16 protein-coding genes, 1 tRNA gene and 2 pseudogenes are annotated in these 17,477 nt (G+C 69.3%); 10 read left to right on the plus strand and 9 right to left on the minus strand.

Annotation, left to right across the window (positions count from 1 at the left end; genetic code table 11):
* Nucleotides 1-464 precede the first annotated feature (464 nt).
* Both HDC93_RS31000 and HDC93_RS31005 read right to left on the minus strand, forming a co-directional pair.
* On the minus strand, nt 465-860 hold the full coding sequence (locus HDC93_RS31000) for a hypothetical protein (protein ID WP_185014154.1): 396 nt from the start codon (nt 858-860) through the stop codon (nt 465-467).
* Nucleotides 850-1,218, minus strand: coding sequence for a hypothetical protein (locus HDC93_RS31005; RefSeq protein WP_185014155.1), 369 nt, complete (start codon nt 1,216-1,218; stop codon nt 850-852). The genes HDC93_RS31000 and HDC93_RS31005 overlap by 11 nt, the downstream gene beginning before the upstream one ends.
* A gap of 197 nt (nt 1,219-1,415) precedes the next feature.
* On the opposite strand from HDC93_RS31005, the gene HDC93_RS31010 reads away from it, so the two are divergent.
* From HDC93_RS31010 to HDC93_RS31040, 7 genes and pseudogenes are all read left to right on the plus strand, one after another.
* Nucleotides 1,416-1,835: a hypothetical protein gene (locus tag HDC93_RS31010; protein ID WP_185014156.1), complete on the plus strand. Its 420-nt coding sequence runs from the start codon at nt 1,416-1,418 to the stop codon at nt 1,833-1,835.
* Nucleotides 1,795-2,319 carry a DUF6879 family protein gene (locus tag HDC93_RS31015; protein ID WP_185014157.1) on the plus strand — a complete coding sequence of 175 codons (525 nt, stop codon included), beginning with the start codon at nt 1,795-1,797 and terminating at the stop codon, nt 2,317-2,319. Before HDC93_RS31010 ends, HDC93_RS31015 begins: the two co-directional genes overlap by 41 nt.
* Before the next feature lie 7 nt (nt 2,320-2,326).
* Nucleotides 2,327-3,181, plus strand: a complete 855-nt coding sequence (locus HDC93_RS31020; protein ID WP_185014158.1) for a helix-turn-helix transcriptional regulator — start codon at nt 2,327-2,329, stop codon at nt 3,179-3,181.
* A gap of 11 nt (nt 3,182-3,192) precedes the next feature.
* Nucleotides 3,193-3,375, plus strand: coding sequence for a DUF397 domain-containing protein (locus tag HDC93_RS31025; RefSeq protein WP_185014159.1), 183 nt, complete (start codon nt 3,193-3,195; stop codon nt 3,373-3,375).
* Nucleotides 3,376-3,698: 323 nt separating this feature from the next.
* Nucleotides 3,699-4,384: pseudogene (locus tag HDC93_RS31030) on the plus strand (DUF317 domain-containing protein).
* A 49-nt stretch (nt 4,385-4,433) separates the two neighbouring features.
* Nucleotides 4,434-4,703: pseudogene (locus HDC93_RS31035) on the plus strand (group II intron maturase-specific domain-containing protein); the annotation flags it as partial.
* 101 nt (nt 4,704-4,804) lie between these two features.
* Nucleotides 4,805-5,245: a hypothetical protein gene (locus HDC93_RS31040; RefSeq protein ID WP_185014161.1), complete on the plus strand. Its 441-nt coding sequence runs from the start codon at nt 4,805-4,807 to the stop codon at nt 5,243-5,245.
* Nucleotides 5,246-5,477: 232 nt separating this feature from the next.
* On the opposite strand, the gene HDC93_RS31045 is transcribed toward HDC93_RS31040, so the two are convergent.
* From HDC93_RS31045 to HDC93_RS31065, 5 genes are all read right to left on the minus strand, one after another.
* Complete coding sequence (locus HDC93_RS31045; RefSeq protein WP_185014162.1) at nt 5,478-7,226, minus strand: relaxase/mobilization nuclease domain-containing protein; 1,749 nt, start codon at nt 7,224-7,226, stop codon at nt 5,478-5,480.
* Nucleotides 7,223-7,564: a plasmid mobilization relaxosome protein MobC gene (locus tag HDC93_RS31050; RefSeq protein ID WP_185014163.1), complete on the minus strand. Its 342-nt coding sequence runs from the start codon at nt 7,562-7,564 to the stop codon at nt 7,223-7,225. The genes HDC93_RS31045 and HDC93_RS31050 overlap by 4 nt, the downstream gene beginning before the upstream one ends.
* Before the next feature lie 308 nt (nt 7,565-7,872).
* On the minus strand, nt 7,873-9,204 hold the full coding sequence (locus HDC93_RS31055) for a hypothetical protein (RefSeq protein ID WP_260419854.1): 1,332 nt from the start codon (nt 9,202-9,204) through the stop codon (nt 7,873-7,875).
* 94 nt (nt 9,205-9,298) lie between these two features.
* Nucleotides 9,299-9,994 (minus strand): ATP-binding protein, encoded by a 696-nt coding sequence (locus HDC93_RS31060; protein ID WP_185014247.1) that lies wholly within the window; start codon nt 9,992-9,994, stop codon nt 9,299-9,301.
* Nucleotides 9,991-10,908, minus strand: a complete 918-nt coding sequence (locus HDC93_RS31065; RefSeq protein ID WP_185014164.1) for a hypothetical protein — start codon at nt 10,906-10,908, stop codon at nt 9,991-9,993. Before HDC93_RS31065 ends, HDC93_RS31060 begins: the two co-directional genes overlap by 4 nt.
* A 637-nt stretch (nt 10,909-11,545) precedes the next feature.
* Between HDC93_RS31065 and HDC93_RS31070 the strand changes: the two genes are divergently transcribed.
* Nucleotides 11,546-11,746, plus strand: coding sequence for an AlpA family transcriptional regulator (locus HDC93_RS31070; RefSeq protein ID WP_124442202.1), 201 nt, complete (start codon nt 11,546-11,548; stop codon nt 11,744-11,746).
* Nucleotides 11,743-13,179: a tyrosine-type recombinase/integrase gene (locus tag HDC93_RS31075; protein WP_185014165.1), complete on the plus strand. Its 1,437-nt coding sequence runs from the start codon at nt 11,743-11,745 to the stop codon at nt 13,177-13,179. The genes HDC93_RS31070 and HDC93_RS31075 overlap by 4 nt, the downstream gene beginning before the upstream one ends.
* A gap of 45 nt (nt 13,180-13,224) precedes the next feature.
* Here HDC93_RS31075 and HDC93_RS31080 read toward each other — a convergent pair whose 3' ends face one another.
* A complete protein-coding gene (locus tag HDC93_RS31080; protein ID WP_185014166.1) occupies nt 13,225-15,135 on the minus strand; it encodes a TerD family protein in 1,911 nt (636 codons plus the stop codon).
* Nucleotides 15,136-15,428: 293 nt separating this feature from the next.
* A tRNA-Arg gene (locus HDC93_RS31085) sits at nt 15,429-15,501 on the minus strand.
* Nucleotides 15,502-15,822: 321 nt separating this feature from the next.
* Between HDC93_RS31085 and HDC93_RS31090 the strand changes: the two genes are divergently transcribed.
* Nucleotides 15,823-17,430: a dynamin family protein gene (locus HDC93_RS31090; RefSeq protein WP_185014167.1), complete on the plus strand. Its 1,608-nt coding sequence runs from the start codon at nt 15,823-15,825 to the stop codon at nt 17,428-17,430.
* Nucleotides 17,431-17,477 lie beyond the last annotated feature (47 nt).

Genomic DNA, 17,477 nt, shown 5'->3' on the forward strand with positions numbered 1-17,477 from the left:
ACGGACGAACCACGCCCATCTCTCCCGCCGCCAACCGGAGTTCATGCCCACCCAGCCCGAACTAAACGATCACGTTCGGAAAGCGGATGGCGTCTGAGGCCAGGGGGAGCCTCCAGTTCGGACAGCGGGAGCGGGGTTTGAAGGCTCGCCCAGAACGCGGCCGACTTCCTACGCGATGCGAGCGGGCGGTCTGTCGAGTGGCGCGCTGGTGGGCCACTGGCCGACGGGGTAAGGCTGCGCGAGCGCGGAGTTGGGGGCGCGCTGCCGGCGGATGGCTCGCTCGCTCATCGTCCAGTGGAGCTGTTCGAGCCTGAAGACACACCGTTGGCAGGCGAAGAGGGGAAAGGCCCTGTCTGCCACAGCGATGTCGCCGATCTCTGCTACCGGAACGCCGGTCTGTTCGCACCTGAAGCAGCTCCCGTTCTGCCAGTCGAAACGGCCCCACAATTCGTCCGGCGTCAAACTCATGGCGGCCCGCCTTCTGGGAGGTGCGGCCTAGGGTGACCGCCGACGATGGGCAGAAAGGTGACGGGACGGGCGTGCCACACGAAGAAGTGCGGTTCTGCCGTGAGCGGCAGCGTGAAGTCCGCTCCCTGCTCCAGGGCGGAGGCGGCATCACGCCATCCCAGGTCGCGCCGGTCCACGAGAGGGTCGATGAACGCCGGTTCGACGGCCGAGGCGATGATGCGGATCTGGATTCGGGCCCATCGGACGGCTGAGGCGGGGGTCTGCTGTGCGGCGGAGCTGATGCGCCGGCCGTCGGCGTGACGCCACTCGCACCAGAAGCCTGGTTTGGGCGCACAGTCGGCACGCGCACGCGCGGGCGAACGGCGCAGCAGCATGGGGTGATCAGGCCGCATGGCCGTTCTCCTCCGCGTACACCCACAGCAGACGGCGGGTCAGGCTGGCCACGTCACGCATAAAGAAGAACGCGCTGAAGGCCGGTGACTCCTTCGTGGGCCGCTCGGACAGCTTCAGCAGGCTGTACGCCTGTCTGAACAGGTCCCTGACTTCGGGGTCCTCGTCGGCGCCCAGCTCCTCACCGAGAAGCAGGTTCAGCTGACCGACGATGGCCGCCGTCCTGGTGTTGATGTCCTCGCGGGTGGAGGTACTCAGCTCCATCCTCAGGGCGGCGTCGGTGCTGGCCGCGATCAGCTCCGTGTTGATGGGGAGGCTGTCGACGGCTGGAGCCTTGTGCTTGTCGGTCACGGTGGCCACCACGTATCTCCCCTCGGTGCCGCAACCTGGGCGGCTGCCCCGGTTGCTCGGGTTCGCAGACGAACGTAGAGCGGCCGTCACTCAAGTCCCAAGAAAATTGCGTGAGTTTGCAGCAAGCCGATTGACGGCCTCGAACGCCTCCTCGACCATCGTCGTGTCGTGCAAACCCGAGCAAGGCAGCAGACAGGAGAACGACCATGAAGCTACGGTTCCTTGGTAAGAACTCCACGGTCGGCGACTGCCCGACCCTGTACGCCACAGACCGGGACACCTACCTCGTCCAGGGCTGGAAGATCTTCGCGAACGACCTGTTGATGCAACTCGAAATCTCCGAGGGGGAGACGGTGGTGGAGGTGCCCACGGAGCTGTTCGAGCACCTCACGAAAGACGGCCTGTCGGCCGGGGAGATCAGGCGCCTCGAAGACCCGATCATGATCCTGACACCGGGGGGTACGTTCGTCGTCCAGGGCCGCGAGGTGACCGACCCCGAGGCCCTGGCCCAGATGGAGATTCCGGACTACGAGACCGTGGTCGAGGTCCCCAAGGCCGCGATCATCGCCCTACTGGAGGAACCGCGTGAAGCTGATCTCCAGCGCCGAGCGCAACCAGCTCTTTGAGAGCTTTGCGCAGGACGCATTCCATCTGGAGCTGCGGGACGACTACTCCGTCCCCGACGAGGACAGCCCGTTCACGAACTGGCTGCGCGGTGAGACCGTCGACTACTCCTACATGGAACCGTGGACGCAGCTCATGCGGCGCGTCACCGGGGAAGGGAAAACCGTCCGACGCGTCCGCGTGGTCACGGAGCCGCACACTCCCTACATCCAGTGGGAGCACGCCACCACCGCCCTCAACGAAGAGGCCGGCGAAGAGATCCGCTGGCTGCCCCGACACCGCTTGCCTGACGGCGTCACCTTCCCGTTGGGAGGCAACGACTGGTGGCTGTACGACGACCGCCTTCTCGCCGTAGGCCACTTCGACACCGACGGCAGAGTGCTCGGATCGGAGATCGTCCAGGATCCGGCAACCGTAGCCGAGTGCGTGCGCTTGCGGGACCTGCTGTGGGCCGCCGCCACTCCCCACCCCGAGTACAAGCCCTGACCGACCCGTGACCACGCAAGTAGAAGAGGCACTGCAAGCGCTCGGTGCCCGGCTGCGCGGCTTCCGCAAGGACGCCGGCTTCACCAGCGGCCGGGCATTCGCGCGTGCCACCTCGTGGCAGGAGTCGAAGGTCTCCCGCATCGAGAACGGCAGACAGCGCCCCAGCGAGGACGACATCCGCGTTTGGTGCGAGATGACCGGCCAGGGCGACCAACTGGGGGACCTGGTCGCGATCGTCCGCCACGTCGACGAGCTGTGGCTCGAGTGGCGCCGACAACTCCAGACCGGCGTCGAGAAGCGGCAGCGCCAAGCCATTCCGGTGTACGCCAGAACCAAGGTCTTCCGCATCTGGCACCCCACGGTCGTCTGGGGAACCCTCCAGACCTCCGAGTACGCCGCCGAGGTCTTCCAACAGGGCGTCAGCTACTACGAGATCCCCAACGACGCCGAGGCGGCCGTGGCGAAGCGACTGGAGCGGCAGCAGTACCTGTACCAAGGGGATCGCATCTTCAACGTCCTGCTCGGCGAACAGGCCCTGTACACCAACTTCGGCGGCCCGGAAGTGATGAGAGGGCAGCTTGACCGCCTCCTGGCCGTGATGAGGCTCCCCCGCCTCAGCCTGGGCATCGTCCCCAGGTCGGCGCCAACCTCCATATGGCCGGGCAACGCGTTCTCGATGTTCGATGACCGGCTCGTCCTAGTCGAGACCTACTCAGCGGAGCTCTCCGTCACGCAGCCGCGAGAGATCGAGCTGTACACCAAGGCGTTCGCCCTCTTGAAACAGTCAGCGGTCTACGGCACCGCCGTCCGAGACCTCATCTCCACAGCGATCCAACACTTCGATCAGATGCCGAACGACTAGGAGAGCGCACCATGCAGCCCACGACCCCGAACTGGCGTACCAGCTCCTACACAGAGACGCAGAACTGCGTCGAAGTGGCCGACAACGACCGTGAGCACGTGCTTGTTCGGGACACGAAGGCGCGCGGTTGGGGAATGCTGACCGTCCAGCGAAGCAGCTGGGCGGCATTTGTCGAGTACGCCACGAAGGCGTAGCGCCGGATCGGGTGGGGCCCGGCCACAGCTTCTCAGTGCAGAGCCCCCACCCAACTTCGCGGCGTTGTCTGTTCCGTTTCGGAACGGCCTCTATGTTCCGTCACGGAACAGCCTTGGTGTTCCGAATCGGAACGGTCTTGATGGGACGACGGCGGCCAAGTTCGCCGGGGGCAGACAGGAAAGATCCCGAAGGGGCTGGTGGGCTGGGGGCAGGGCATGTCAACGTAAAACACCCTGCTGGAAAGCCCATCCCCGAGCCCACGGAGGCGCCTCTGCACCCGGACCATCCCAGCGACCTACCTCATCCCGACTCTCCAGCCCCGGTGTACTGGGTCACTCCGCGGCACCTGGCCGGTGACGACGGCGTACTCGCCGAGCGGATCGGCGACACCCTCGCCAGCCTCGGCTGGAGCATGTGGCCCACAGCGCGCCACACCCTGCTGCATGTGAGCCCGGATGGGCTGCGCGGCGCCGAATGGATCCTCGCCAGCTACCCGTTCGAGCTCGGTGGCCTGCCCGTCGCTTGGCAGCTGAGCGCACGCCCGCACGGGGCTTCCGCGATGGCGGAGTGGAACGCGTACTTCACCGCTGGCGTTCCGTACGAGGCGCTCGTCGACCTTCTTGTCGCGCTCGACGCCCGTGAGGCGCCAGAGGCTGGCTTCGAAAGACCGGACACAGTGCTCCGCGCGCTCAGCGACCAGGGCTGGATTCGTGACGTGGACCGTCCACGCACCACTGCCATGGACCCCGGGTGTGCCTCCTGCGTCTCCCTGGAGATGCTGCCGCCGTTCATCCAGGACGCCGATCCGCGCCCTGATCTGATGGGCTGGCAGGCGTGGGCCGAACCAGTTCTCGGCGCCCCGTATTTGTGGTGCGCCAGCTTCAGCGCCAGCGTTCCGCATGACCTGGTCGCCGCGTTCGCCTCCTCGCTGGCCTCGCCGGTCCCAGTGCCCGCCGCACTCTCCCCGAGAGCGTGGAGGGCCGGCTCACCGTGGTCCGCCGCAGCTGACGACCCCATGCCCCCGGAGGGCTGTGGTCCTGCTCTGTGGCGGCTGCACCTGCGCAGTGGATCGTCCCTGGCAGACCTCGCACGGGAGATCAACCCCGTCGTGCGGGGATGGATCAACTACTACGGCCGGTTCTATCCGTCCGCGTTGGTCCCGAGCCTGAAGGGCATCGATCACTATCTGATGCGATGGGCCATGCAGAAGTACAAGCGGCTCCGGCGACGCCGAAGCCGGGCATGGCAGGGCCTGGAGAAGACAGCCAGGCTCTACCCGGGGCTCTTCGCCCACTGGAAACTGCTCCGACCTCGATCGACCGGATGATGGGAGCCGTGTGAATCGAGAGGTTCACGCACGGTTCTGAGAGAGCCGGGAGGTGAAATCCCTCCCGGCTACTCGCTAGGCTGTATCACGAGCGCTGGGAGGTGGAGTCCGCCTACTTCGCGCTCAAGAAATCCATGCTCGGCCGCCGCGTGCTACGGGCCCGCACCCTGCCCGGCATCGCGCAGGAAATATACGCACTCCTGACCGTCTACCAGGTGATCAGGATCGCCATCGCCGACGCCACCGGCACCGTCCCGGAAACCGACCCGGACCGGGCCAGCTTCAGCATCGCCTTGCAGGCTGCCCGCGACCAGGTCATCCAGGCCGCAGGCGTGATCGCCGACACCACCATCGACCTCGCGGGCGCCATCGGCCGGGCAGTCCTGGACAACCTCATGCCCGCCCGCCGACTACGCGTCAGCCCCCGCGCCGTGAAACGGCCACTGTCCCGCTACGCCTACAAGAGCCTGCGCGTCGACCGACGCACCTACAAGGCCACCATCAGCATCGACATCCTCTTGACAGGACCCAACAGCCCATAACTTCACGGCCTTGCCCTATAGGCACCGCGGGCGCCGAGAACACTGACTGGTGCTCCGCGTATGACAAGTTCCCACCCCCGTGATTCCTGGCGGCCGGCCACGACGATCAGCGGCGGACACAGAGCGGCATCGTCCTCGGACACAGGAAGCATCGCCATACCGCAAACCCACGCAAGACGTGCACGGAGGCGCCTGGGTCGAACATTGACCGAAACGCCTCCGTGCAGCGGGGTTACCTGCGGTGTCCCTGCGGTGCGCCGCCTTGACCGGGAAGCCGAGTGGCGCCCGGAGACGGGGCCGTTGTGCTGTGGCGCGCGGGCCGAGTAGGAGGTGGTTCGACCGCGTTGGTGGGCAGGTCGGCGATGCGGCGCAGGCGCCAGACGAGGACATCGCTGACGGACCCGGCGGTGTCCAGTTCGCGGTGGGCGACGGCTTCGGTCAGCAGCTCCTGTGGGTTGTGGCCAGCTTGGTAGGCGTGGGTGAGTGTGGCGGCCAGAGCGGGCCATCCCGGTTCGCTGACTGCCGCCTCGGCGATCTCGGGCACGGTGGCGTGGAGGAGGGCGGCGGCCCAGTCGCGTACGGGCTGGAGCAGGCGCAGGCCCTGGGCGTGCAGGCGGGCCATGGGCTCCTCGGCGGCGGCAGCGTAGGCGGCGCGCAGGTGGGCGGCGGCCTGGCGGGCGGCCTCGGCCTGCTGGGCGTGGTGACGCTGGGCGTGCCAGTGAGCGGCGGCGGTGGCGAGGAAGAACAGGGTGTCGATCAGCATCGCCGTGGTCGCGCCGTCCTCCCCTCGACCCAGCGCCGGGCCGCTGTAGCGGAGGTCGCGGGCGGCTCGGCGCATGGCCTGGGCATGCCGGTACTCGGCACGGGTGTGGGAGCGGGTGGCCCGCTCGAACGCCCAGGCCGCGTCACGGAGTTGTTGGCGAGTGTGTGCTGCGCTGGTCTGGGCGAGGGTGTCCAAGATCTCGCCGGTGGCGGCGATGCGGGCCGCCGCGGCACCGTCGCCGTCCTGGTCGAAGGTGACCAGGGCAGTCCAGGCGGCGCGGGTGGCCGAGCGCCGGGCGGCGGCCGGCGCCGATACAGCTGTGCGCGTGTGGGCGGTCGGCCGACGTGTGGCCGCTTCCTGCTCGTCCTGGTGGACGTCGTGGGTGGTGGGGAAGCGCCTGCGGATGCGGGGCAGGGAGAGGTCGGGGGCGAGCGTGGAGCCGGCGTAGTAGATGGGCTCGCCGTCGTCGTTCACGTCGCCGGGCAGGGCTACCTTGTAGCCGAGCAGGTCCCCGGACGGCGCGACGCGCTGGTGGATCAGGAGCCCGGCGGCCTGAAGCCGGGCGAAGAACTCCGCCTCGCTCGAGGCGCCGGCCACCGCTTGGCGGACGGTCTCGTGCAGCTCATCGCGCGCGGGGCGCTCGCGGCCCTGGCGTTTCGCCTTGTGGCGTTCGGCGCTGGTGGGGCGCTTGGCGGCGGTGCCGTCCCCGGTCGGGACGCGGCGCAGGTTGTAGTCGGCTTCGATGCGGCGGCATTCGGCCTGGGCGCGGCGGGCCTCGTTGTGCAGGCGGGGCCGGCGGCCGTCGTCGCGGACGAGGGTGGCGATGATGTGGATGTGGTCGTCGGCGTGTCGGACGGCGGCCCAACGGCATGCCTGATCGTCGCCGTCGGGGGCGATGCCGGTGGCGGCGACCATTCGGCGGGCGATCGCGGCCCAGTCCTCGTCGGACAGGACCGGGTCCTCGGGGGCAGCCCGCACGGACAGGTGCCAGACGTGGTTCTTGGGGCGTCGGCTGGTGGGCAGGGCGTTGACGGGCTGGTCGAGCAGGCGCTGAAGCTGCTCGTAGGTGGCCTTCGGGTCGCGGCCGGGGTCGGGGGTGAGGGGGTCGAATGCGGCGACGAGGTGCGGGTCGATGTGCTCCTCGTGGGTGCCGGGCCCGTAGAGGTAGTTGATGAGGCCGATCGTCGTGCTGCCGCGTTCGTGGATGCTGGGGATCACTCAGCGGCACCGCCGTCGCGGTGGGCGAGCAGTGCATCGGCGGCGTCCGCCATACGTAGGGCGGCGCTTTGGACGGCCTCGGCCGCAGCGTTCAGGTGGGGTGCGTCGGCGCCTGAGTTGAGGGCCTTGGCGACCTGGTTGAAGAGGCCGTGGATGCGGCCCAGGTGGCGGCGGGCGGCGAACAGCTCGTTGATGACTTCCCGTTCGGTGGCGATCTCGGCGGCAGTGCGAGTCAGGTCACGAGCGGCCTTGTCCGCGGCGTAGGCGAGGAAGGCGGCGATGGTCATGTCGCAGTGGGCGGCTGCGTCGGTCAGGCGCTTGAACTCGTCTTCGTTCATGCGGCAGCTGGGCTGCTTCAAGCGCTTGCGCTCTTTTGGCTGACGCGCACGCTGACGTTTCTTCGCGAGGGATTCGCCCTGCTTCCCTCCTGGCTGCGGTCCGCCCTCGGTCGCAGCCTGACGGTCCGGTGCCCCCTGGCACCGGTCCGTTCCCGCCACCTCTGGGGCGGGAAGCCCGGGAGCATTGCTTCCGGTACAACTTGCTGGCGCTGAGGTGGGGGTGTTGATCTCCTTTTGGGTGTCGTGGAGTTCGTGGTGCGAGTCGTGCATCGAGCGGTCTTCCTTGGGGCTTGGGTGTAGGGGCGGTCTCACTGCGGGTGGCTGGCGGGCCCGGTTCGTAGGTCGGCCTTGATGCTGCGGACGACTTCTCCGGCGGTGTCGCTGGCAACGCTGTAGCCGGCCTCGCGTACGGCGCTCTCCAGCAGGTCACGGGAGAGACGTCCGGTGTCGCGGTGGAGGCGATGGGCGTACTCGGTGAGGAGGTCCCGTGTCGCCCCCGGCTTGTGGCCCGAGCGGTTCGACTCCGCCCGCGCGGCCTTGCCCGGATCGACGTCCGGTGGGTTCTCGCCCGGTTTCGGTTCTGAGCTGGTGGGGGTGCGGGCGGGCTGGTGCGGGCGGTTTTCGGGCTGAGCGCGGGCTGCCCGGTGGGCGGCGTTATCGCCCGCGACCTTTGAAGGCGGGCTGCCCGGGATCTCTGCCCGATTTGCCGTGGTGGCCCGCAGGCTGGCGATCGTGGATCCGCCCGCAAGCCCTGCGGCGGGGTGGGGCCAGCGGGCGGGCAGCGGGACGGTGGCCAGGGCGAGGGCCTGTTGGCGGGTGGCGAGCTTGCGCAGCAGCAGCTCGTCCTGCCGCTCGTCGCGGTCGACGTCGGCCTGCTCCAGTGCTTGGTGCAGGCGGCGGGTGAGGCGCTGGCCTCGCCGCTTGACGCGTTTCTCGGGCTTCATGGCCTCGGCCCGGAGGATCAGGGTGACTGCGCGGTCGAGGGCGCGCTCGCGGATGATCCGGGCGGCGTCCGCGTCCCGGTCGGCAATACTCAGGCGGGCGAGTAGGCGTTCGCGTGCCTGTCGGGCGAGGACGGCGGTCAGGCTGCGGGAGGCGGAGTGCGGGCTGCGGTTGCGCAGTTCGATGCCCATGGCCAGGTGCCAGAGCATGGCCGCCAGGACCGGGCCGACGAAGGCACGCACGGTTCCGCCGACCAGCCCGGACTCGGCGTAGGCGGGCACGATCTGCACGCCGGTGATCACCCAGGTGAGGGTGCCGGGCAGGCCGGGCGCCTGCTTCGGGCCGTTGAGGTTCGCCCGGGCCATCAGCGCGGTGGAGAACAAGGCGAGCTCGGCGACGGCGAACATCGCGGCGCGCTCGATGGTGCCACTCATGTCGAGGTAGTCGGCGGCGAAGCGCCAGCTGGTGTCCGCGCTGTAGGCGGTGCAGCCGATCGCGGCGACAGCGGCAACCGGGATCGCGGCGGTTCGAGGTCGCTGTCCGGTGCCGGGCTTGCGGGCGCGCTGCCACCGCCATCCAGCGGTCAGGGCGAGGGCGACGAGCAGCAGTACGGCGGCGGCGGGTGAAGTGATCCAGTGCGCCAGGGACGCTGCCGGAGTCTCTCCGGCGCTTGTGGGCATGATGTTGCCAGGTGTCATGCAGGGGCTCTCCTAGGGCTCGCGCGTGCGAGGGCATGCCTGTGCGCGGGCGGGGTGAGGTGCGGGGAAGGGAAGGGGGAGACGCGGGCTGCCGTCAGGCGGCGGGCGCGGTGCGGCGTCGGTCAGGGCCGGTGAGGATGACTCGTTCGGTCATCTCGGCTAGGCGGGAGGCGACGCGGTCGCCGAGCGCCGTGCGCAACTCGGCGGTGGGGAGGTTGGTGGTGACGAGGGTGGGGAGCATGTGCTCGTACCGGTGGTTGATCAGCCGGTAGGTGATCTCCTCGGTCCACTCGCTGGTCTTGGCCGCGCCGAGGTCGTCCAGGAGCAGCAGCGGGCAGCGGGCCAGCGTCTGCAGTTCCCGTTCGCCGTCGTGACCGGCACGGGGTCGGAGACGTGCGTGGAGGTCGGCGCTGGTGGTCGCTTCCCAGCGGAGGCGGACGCCCCGGGTGAGGAGAGCGCGTACGGCGCCGTATCCCTGGTGGGTCTTGCCTGTGCCGGTGGGGCCGGCGATCAGCAGCGACGGGCCCTCCGCGATGCCCGGTCCGCCGGGTCCGGGGCGACCTGCTCCGGCGATGTGGTCGGCCCAGGCGGTGATCTGCGGCTGGTCGGCCAGGGCACGGCGGTAGCGGGCGGGGATCCGGGCGTCCGCGAGTTCCAGTGCCGTGACGGGCTCGGGCGGCGGTTCCTCGGCTGTGACGCTGGGGTCGATACCGCGGGTGGCCAGGATCGTGTTGAGCCGGTTGGCGAGCGGACCGACCTGGCGCGGCTCTCGGGCAAGGGTGGCGGTCAGAGGTCACCTCCGTAGGCGGCGTCGATGTCGCTGGGGTTCGTCCACGGCGTGTGGCCGACCGTCACGGGCGCGGCGTTCATGGCCTCGTGGACGAGACTCGGCAAGGTGCTGGGATGCAGGCCCTTGGCCCGGTGGCGTTCGAGTCCGGCCCGGATGTGGGCGGGGGCGATGCCTTCGGCGAGCATCTTGCGCACTTCCCGGCCGAGATGGTCCAGGACGCCGACTGGTGGACGGTGGGCGCAGGCGGCGACGTACTCGGCGATCAGCTGCTGGGCCGAGACGGTGTCGGGTGTGTGGGCGCTCGCGCCCCCCGAAGGGGTACTTCCTAGGTCCATGATCCTAGGTCCTAGATCCGTACCGTGAGGCTTCACCGAGGGCTCCGGGCGGCCTCCGTGAGCCCGCATGGAGGGCTCCGTGAACCCGTCCTGACCTGCGGATTCGTTATCGGTGCCAGGATTCGGTGCGGGCTCGCGCATCTCGCGTGCGTTTGCACGGAGGGCTGCGTGAGGTGGCAGTGAGGGCTCCGTGAAGCCGACCCCCGTGGGGCTTGGCGTGGCTCCTGTCGGGGCGTTGTGGTGGGGGCAGGCGGGGAGGCGGCTCTTGCTGGGCCGGTTGATCTTCTGGTGCTGATGCCAGGTGACGATGTGCAGGTACCGCTTGTCGTCCGGCCCCGTGTAGCGGCAGATCAGCCCGGCGTCGGCGAGCTGGGCGAGGTCCGTCTCGACGTCCGAGGGCCCGTGCTCGGGGCGCAGGACCCACAGCTGTCCGGCGATGATCGCGGCGTGGTCGCGGTGGCGGCCCTGGTCGTCGGCCTGGGTGAGCAGGCCGAGGAAGGTGCGCTCGGCGGTCAGGGAGACGGCGGCCAGGGACTCGGAGACGAAGGCTTCGGGCTTGATGGTGCGGATTCGTGCCAAGAGGGGCGGTTCCTCACTCGGTTGCAGGTGGGCAGGAGCCCACGGCTCACCGTCGATGGGCGGTACAGGCGTCAGGGGGGGGGGAGTTGGCCGGCCGGCGGCGTGGGGCGCGCTGATGGCCGCTCGCGCTTTCCGGGGGTGTCGTCAACATAGCCACACCCGGGCCGCGCAAGTCCAGCCCAATCCCGCGACATCTCTCACGGCAGAAAGGCTGCCGAAAAGCAGGCGGTAGAAGGCGGTCCCAAAACTGTAGGGCACGATCGCCGGTTGCCGAAATAATGCCCCGTCAGATGAAGCCAGAAGCATCACATTGGGAAGCCATCGACGTGTCACCGGCCGGGAATCTACAACATAAAACTCCATGTCAGAGCAGCCGCGAGAGTGTCGATCGGCATGTGGGTCCTCGACTCTTCCGGCCCCGGGAAACCGCTCCGCAGCGAACCACGCGAGCGCAACATAGACCACGATCGCCGGTTATCCAAACCGGCGATTCTATGGATAGTTGTGGTGTCAATCGAGGCTGATCCCGCCCACGGATTTACGCCGCTATCGACTGGCAGCTCCCCAGTCCGCCTGCCTTTCGCACCGATCCGGCGCAAACGCAGGACAGCCCAGCCCCCTGCCCAAGGAACACCGCTTGACGTCTCCGCCCCGCCGCCCCACCGACAAACTCACGGTCGACGAGTTCTGCGACGACCTCCGCATCTCCCGCTCCACCTTCTACGACTGGCGCAAGAAGGGCACAGCCCCGCGCTGCATACGCATCCCCAACGGCGCTTTGCGCATCCGACGCAGTGACTACGAGAACTGGCTGACCGACTGCGAGGACCACGCTTGAGCAACCGGTCCTACAAAGTCCGCTTCTACGACACGGAGATCTACAGGGGAAAGCGCAAGACCAGTTACACCGTCCGGTGGTCCGTCAACGGAAGGCGCCACGGCCAGAGTTATGCCACGAGCGCGCTCGCCGAATCCTTCCGCGCAACCCTGCGCGTAGCCGCGAACAACGGCGAACCGTTCGACATGGACACCGGCCTGCCGGTCTCACACGCCACGTCGGCTGCCGAGGTCACCTGCTACGAATTCGCCCTCCAGTACGTCGACATGAAGTGGCCGCGCATCTCGGCCAACAACCGCAAGAACACCGCCAAGGCCCTCACCAAGGTCACCCTCGCATTGCTCCGCACCGAACTCCCCGACCGCTTCGACCCGATCGACGTACGCCGGGCCCTGCGCGAGTACGCCTTCAACAAGCTCCGACGCGACGAAGCGCCGCCCGAAGTCCGCACCGTCCTGTCGTGGATAGCCCGCAACTCCCTGCCCATGACGGCCTGGGAGGACACCAAACGCGTCGACGCCGTCCTGCACGCGCTCGACACACTTCTGGACGGCAGCCCGGCCGCCGCCAGCTCCGTCAAACGCGAGCAGCGGATCCTCAACGTGGCGATGAAGTACGCCGTCCGGCAGAAGATCCTCACCGCCAACCCGCTCCCGAAGGGCAAGGAGGAAGGCGCCGCCCCCAAGGTGGCCGAGGCCGTCGACAAGCGGTCGCTGCTCAACCCGGGTCAGGTCGCCCGCCTCCTGGCCTGGATCGCCGACCGCCCCCGCACCGGCCACCGCCTCCACGCCTTCTTCGCCACCCTCTACTACGCCGGTCTGCGGCCGGAGGAGGCCGTAGCCCTCCGCGTCAGCGCCACCACACTGCCCGCCGAGAGCTGGGGCGAGCTGCTCGTCCACACCGCCGAGCCCGAGGTCGGCAGCCAGTGGACCGACGACGGCCGCGTCCACGAAACTCGCGACCTCAAGGGCCGCGCCGAGGGCGACACCCGCCCCGTCCCCGCCCACCCGGCACTCGTCGCTATCCTCCGCGACCTGATCAAAAGGGACGGCCTCCAGCCGGGCGACCTCCTCTTCCCCGGCGAGAAGGGCGGGCTGCTGGCCGGATCGGTCTTCCGCCGCGCCTGGAGCAAGGCCCGCAAGGCAGTCCTGCCGGAGCACGAGTACGAGTCACCTGTGGGCAAGCGTGTCTACGACCTGCGCCACACCTGCCTGACCACCTGGCTCAACCACGGCATCCCACCCGCCCAGGTCGCCGAGTGGGCCGGCAACAGCGTCCCTGTCCTGCTCGCCACCTACGCCCGCTGCATCACGGGCCAGCTCGCCGAGCTCCAGCAGCGCATCGAAGGCCCCCAGCGGCTGCCCGCCGGGCCGTCCCCGAGCATGCCGGTTCCCACGCCTCGGTCTACGCCCACATCGCGTCGCCGGGCCTGACCCAGACCGAGGGGGCGCGCGGACCTATGCTTCCGGCACTGGCGTTCAGTCGGCGATATCGACGCCGTATCCGCGTGCGAGGGCGTCGAGGCCGTGGTCGTAGCCCTGCCCGACGGCTCGAAGGCGCCACACCGGGCCCCTGCGGTAGATCTCCGCGAGCAGCATGGTGCGTTCGGTGGTGGCGGCGTCCAGGGTGGCCCGGGCGAGCGGTGCCCCGCTGCTGCCAGGGGCGGCACCGATCTGGATCGCACCGACCGTCCCGAAGGTGGCGGCGCCGTCGATGGCGGCAGCGACGACGACCTTGCGCGTGGCGGGCGACAGGGAGGCCAGGCTGAGGGCGATGGTCTGTTCGGCAGGGCCGCCGGTGAGCAGTCGCACGCTTCCGGCGGGGCTCTCGGGAGCGCCGTAGAAGATGAAGTCCTCGTCGAAGGTGACCTGTTCGTCCTCGTCGAGGAGGAAGGCGACGACGTCGATCTCGTAGCCGGACTGCGGGGCCCAGCCGGCGGTGACGTACCACTCCGGCGCGGGTCTGCCGTGCGGCATCGGCAGGTCGATGACGCCCCCTCTCGGCATCACATACGGCTCCTGGGTCCGGAGCGCCGCTGCGGCCGGTGCGGTGGCGGTCGGAGTGGTGAGCCAGTGGAGGTCGTGCACGGGGAGTTCGAGGGCGGTGATGCGGCTCATGCGCCGGTCGCCCTGTCCCCCCTCCAGGAGTACGACGTCGGTGACACTGGCGGACAGGTTGACCGCCGCGGACCCGCCCAGCTCGACGACGCGGGTACGGGCCGCCGCTGCATCGGCATGGACACCACCGAGCACCAGCACGCGACGCCCTGCCAGAGGCTTGTCCAACGTGCCGACGCAGGGCACCGGCCGACGCGGAGCGGGTACCCCCGCACCGGGTGCGGCCGTGGGGAGGGCTGCGGCTTCCCGGACAGGTACGGCAGAGGTCGTGGTGGGCGCCAACTCCACGGGTCCGACGACGGGTTCTGCTTCCGGCTCGGCCACCGATGCGACAGCGACGGCCGTCGCCTCATGTGCTGTCCCCGGCCGTACGTCGGCCAGCAACCGCAGGAAGGTGTGCTCATCGATGACCGGCACGCCTTCGGCGACTGCGCGTCGGGCCTTCGCCGAACCGGACGCCGGTTCATTGGTGACCAGCACGCTGGTGTGCCGGCTGACGGAAGTCATCATGTTCAGCCCCGCGGCGACCGCCCGCCCGACCAGCTCCGCGCGGGCATGGGCGGTCTCACCCGTGATCGCGACCTTCATCCCCTGCCGGAGAGGCCCGCCGGGAGTCAGCCGTCCCGGATTGCGGTAGGCGCAGGGAGTCTTCGGCGGCTTCGGCGTGAACTGCGACTCTGCCCGGGGCGGGCAGGTCACCAGCGGCAAGGGCAGATCGAGCCGCGCCGCCTCGTGCAGCGACGCCCGCAGGATCCCGGCCAGCACACGGGTGTCGTCCAGCGCATCGTGCGCCCGCTGCTGGGGGATGCCGTAATGGGCGGCGAGGGTGCCGAGCTTCATGTCGTCCGTCGGCGGATCCACCTGGCGATTCAGAGCCAGGGTGCACAACCGCTGGGACACCGGCAGCCACATCCGCGCACGGGCGAACTCGTAGGCCAGGAAGTCGTAGTCGAACTGGGCGTTGTGGGCGACCAGGACCCGGTCCTGAAGCATCGCTCCGATCCGCCCGGCGACCTGATCGAAGCTCGGTGCACCCTGTAACCGCTCGCCGGTCAGCCCGTGCACCTCCACCGGTCCCGGATCGCAGCCCGGATTGAGCAGCGTCGAGAACTCCCCGGTCTGCTCGCCGTCCGGACCGATCGTGATCACCGCGACGGACAGCACGCGATCTCGCCGGGCTATGAGGCCCGACGTCTCCACATCGACCAGGGCCCAGTCGTGTGCGTAGTCGCCCATGTCGGGCACATCGAAGGAGGTGGAGACGAGACTCATGGCGGCAAGGATGATCTGACATCCAGCGCTCCTTCAACCTGTATGCAGATTTACCCCCATCTATTCAGTTGTGGCGACGTGGTCGTCCCGCGGCGACTGCAGAGAGACCGCGCCGAAACTTCGGGGAGTTTTCGGGAAGAACACCCGCCAAGGACCGGACGAAATCGTCTCCAGCCGGACACCCGCCGACTCCGCCCGAGGGTGCACCCGTACCCGCGAAGCGGCTCCGCCGAGCCCGATAAATGGCCTCTGACCAGCAAAAACGCCCTCCCGATGGGAGGGCGGAGACTGTGCGCCCCCGGCAGGACTCGAACCTGCGGCCAAGCGCTTAGAAGGCGCCTGCTCTATCCACTGAGCTACGGGGGCCGGGTGTGGTGGCCTCTGTCCTGGTGCCCTGGTGTGGGCCGATCCGTGACGTCGCCGGGGACAAGGATAGGGCTCCCGCGTCCGTGTCCCTATTGCTTCGCCTCCGTGGCTCGATGTGGAGGTTCAGTGAAGCGGTCCTGATAATCGCAGGCAGGTACGAATCGTGCACCGCTTTTGGCGTCACAGGCATCGGGTGTTGTGCACTCGTTATGCCTGGAGTGTGCCCTTGTCCCAGTCGCCCCTTCCATCCCTTGTGTTCTGTCGGCGCGCAGACATGCTCATATGCTTCAGAATTCCCCTAAAATTGGGCATTCTTCACATGTGGTGACCTTGGACGTACGGCCTCAGCTGCTCGACGCACTCTCCGCCCTGCGCGACCGTGTCGCCGCCGCACGCTTCCCGCTGCCCCTGGCGGGGGCCCCACGCGCGCGTGCCAACCGCGACGAACTCCTCGCGCAGCTCGACGACTACTTGGTGCCCCGGTTGCGGGAGCCCGAAGCGCCGCTTCTGGCCGTCGTGGGCGGGTCGACCGGAGCCGGTAAATCGACGCTCGTGAACTCACTCGTGGGACGGCGGGTCAGCGAGGCGGGCGTGCTGCGGCCGACGACACGCACCCCCGTGCTGGTCTGCCATCCGGAGGACCACCACTGGTTCAGCGGGATGCGGGTGCTGCCCGATCTCACCCGTGTGTGGGTGCCCCAGCAGGACTCCACCGACGACCTGCTGCTCCCCGGCGAGAACCCCGCGCGCGTGCTGCGCGTCGAGACCGCCGAGACCATCCCGCCCGGCCTCGCCCTCCTCGACGCGCCCGACATCGACTCCCTGGTCGCCGACAACCGCGTCCTGGCCGCTGAACTCATCTGCGCGGCCGACATCTGGGTGATGGTCACCACCGCAGCCCGCTACGCCGACGCCGTCCCCTGGCACATGCTGCGCACCGCCAAGGAGTACGACGTCACCCTCGTGACGGTCCTCGACCGCGTGCCCCACCAGGTCGTCAACGAGGTGTCACGGCAGTACGGGGCCCTGCTCACCAAGGCCGGGCTCGGCGAGGTACCGCGCTTCACCGTGCCCGAACTGCCCGAGTCCGCCTGGGGCGGCGGCCTCCTGCCGGCCTCCGCCGTCGCCCAGTTGCGCACCTGGCTGATCCACCAGGCCCAGGACCCCGCGGCCCGGCAGCACGTCCTCGCCCGTACGGCGTACGGCGTCCTCGACTCCCTCAAGTCCCGCATGCCCGCGCTGGCCGGTGCCGCCGCCGCGCAGTACGCCGCCGCTCTACGGCTCACCTCCGCCGTCGAAGGGGCGTACGACAGCGAGCACGCGCGCGTGCGGGGCCGGTTGCAGAGCGGGGCCGTCCTCGCCGGCGACGCGCTCAAGCGGTGGCGCGCCTTCCCCTTGGACTGCACCGCCGCCGGACTCCTCGACGCCCTCGTGGAGAGCCTCAGCGCGCTGCTGCTGTGCGCCGTCACCGCCGCCGACGAGCGTGTCGACGACGCCTGGCGGCGCGAACCGGCGTCCGCCGCCCCGGAACTCGCCGCACGCGAGACCGGCGCGGACAGCGCCGAGCACCGCATCGGACTCGCCGTACGGCGGTGGCGGCGGGAGCTCGAGGAGCACGCCGAGGACGAGGTCCGCGAACTCGACCGCAACCTCGCACCCGACCCCGAAGTGGTCGCCGCCCTGGTCGCCACCTCCCTGCTGGGCGGCCGCCGGGGCCGGATGGCCGGAGAGGGGCTCGCCGAGCGGATCGGCGCCCATGGCGCCCTGCGGCTGCGCGACCGGGCCGGGCGGCTGCTCACCGAGCACGTGGCCCGCGTCCTGCACGCCGAGCGCGAGCGCCGGCTCGCCCCGCTCGACGCCCTCGACGTCCACCCCGAACCCCAGGCCGAACTCATCGCCGCGCTGTCCGTACTGCAGAAGGAGAGGTGACCGGTGACCGCCGTCACTGACCAGGACCCCACCGAGCACACCGATCA

Source organism: Streptomyces sp. AK010, from assembly GCF_014207295.1.
GTDB classification, from domain to species: Bacteria; Actinomycetota; Actinomycetes; order Streptomycetales; family Streptomycetaceae; genus Streptomyces; species Streptomyces massasporeus.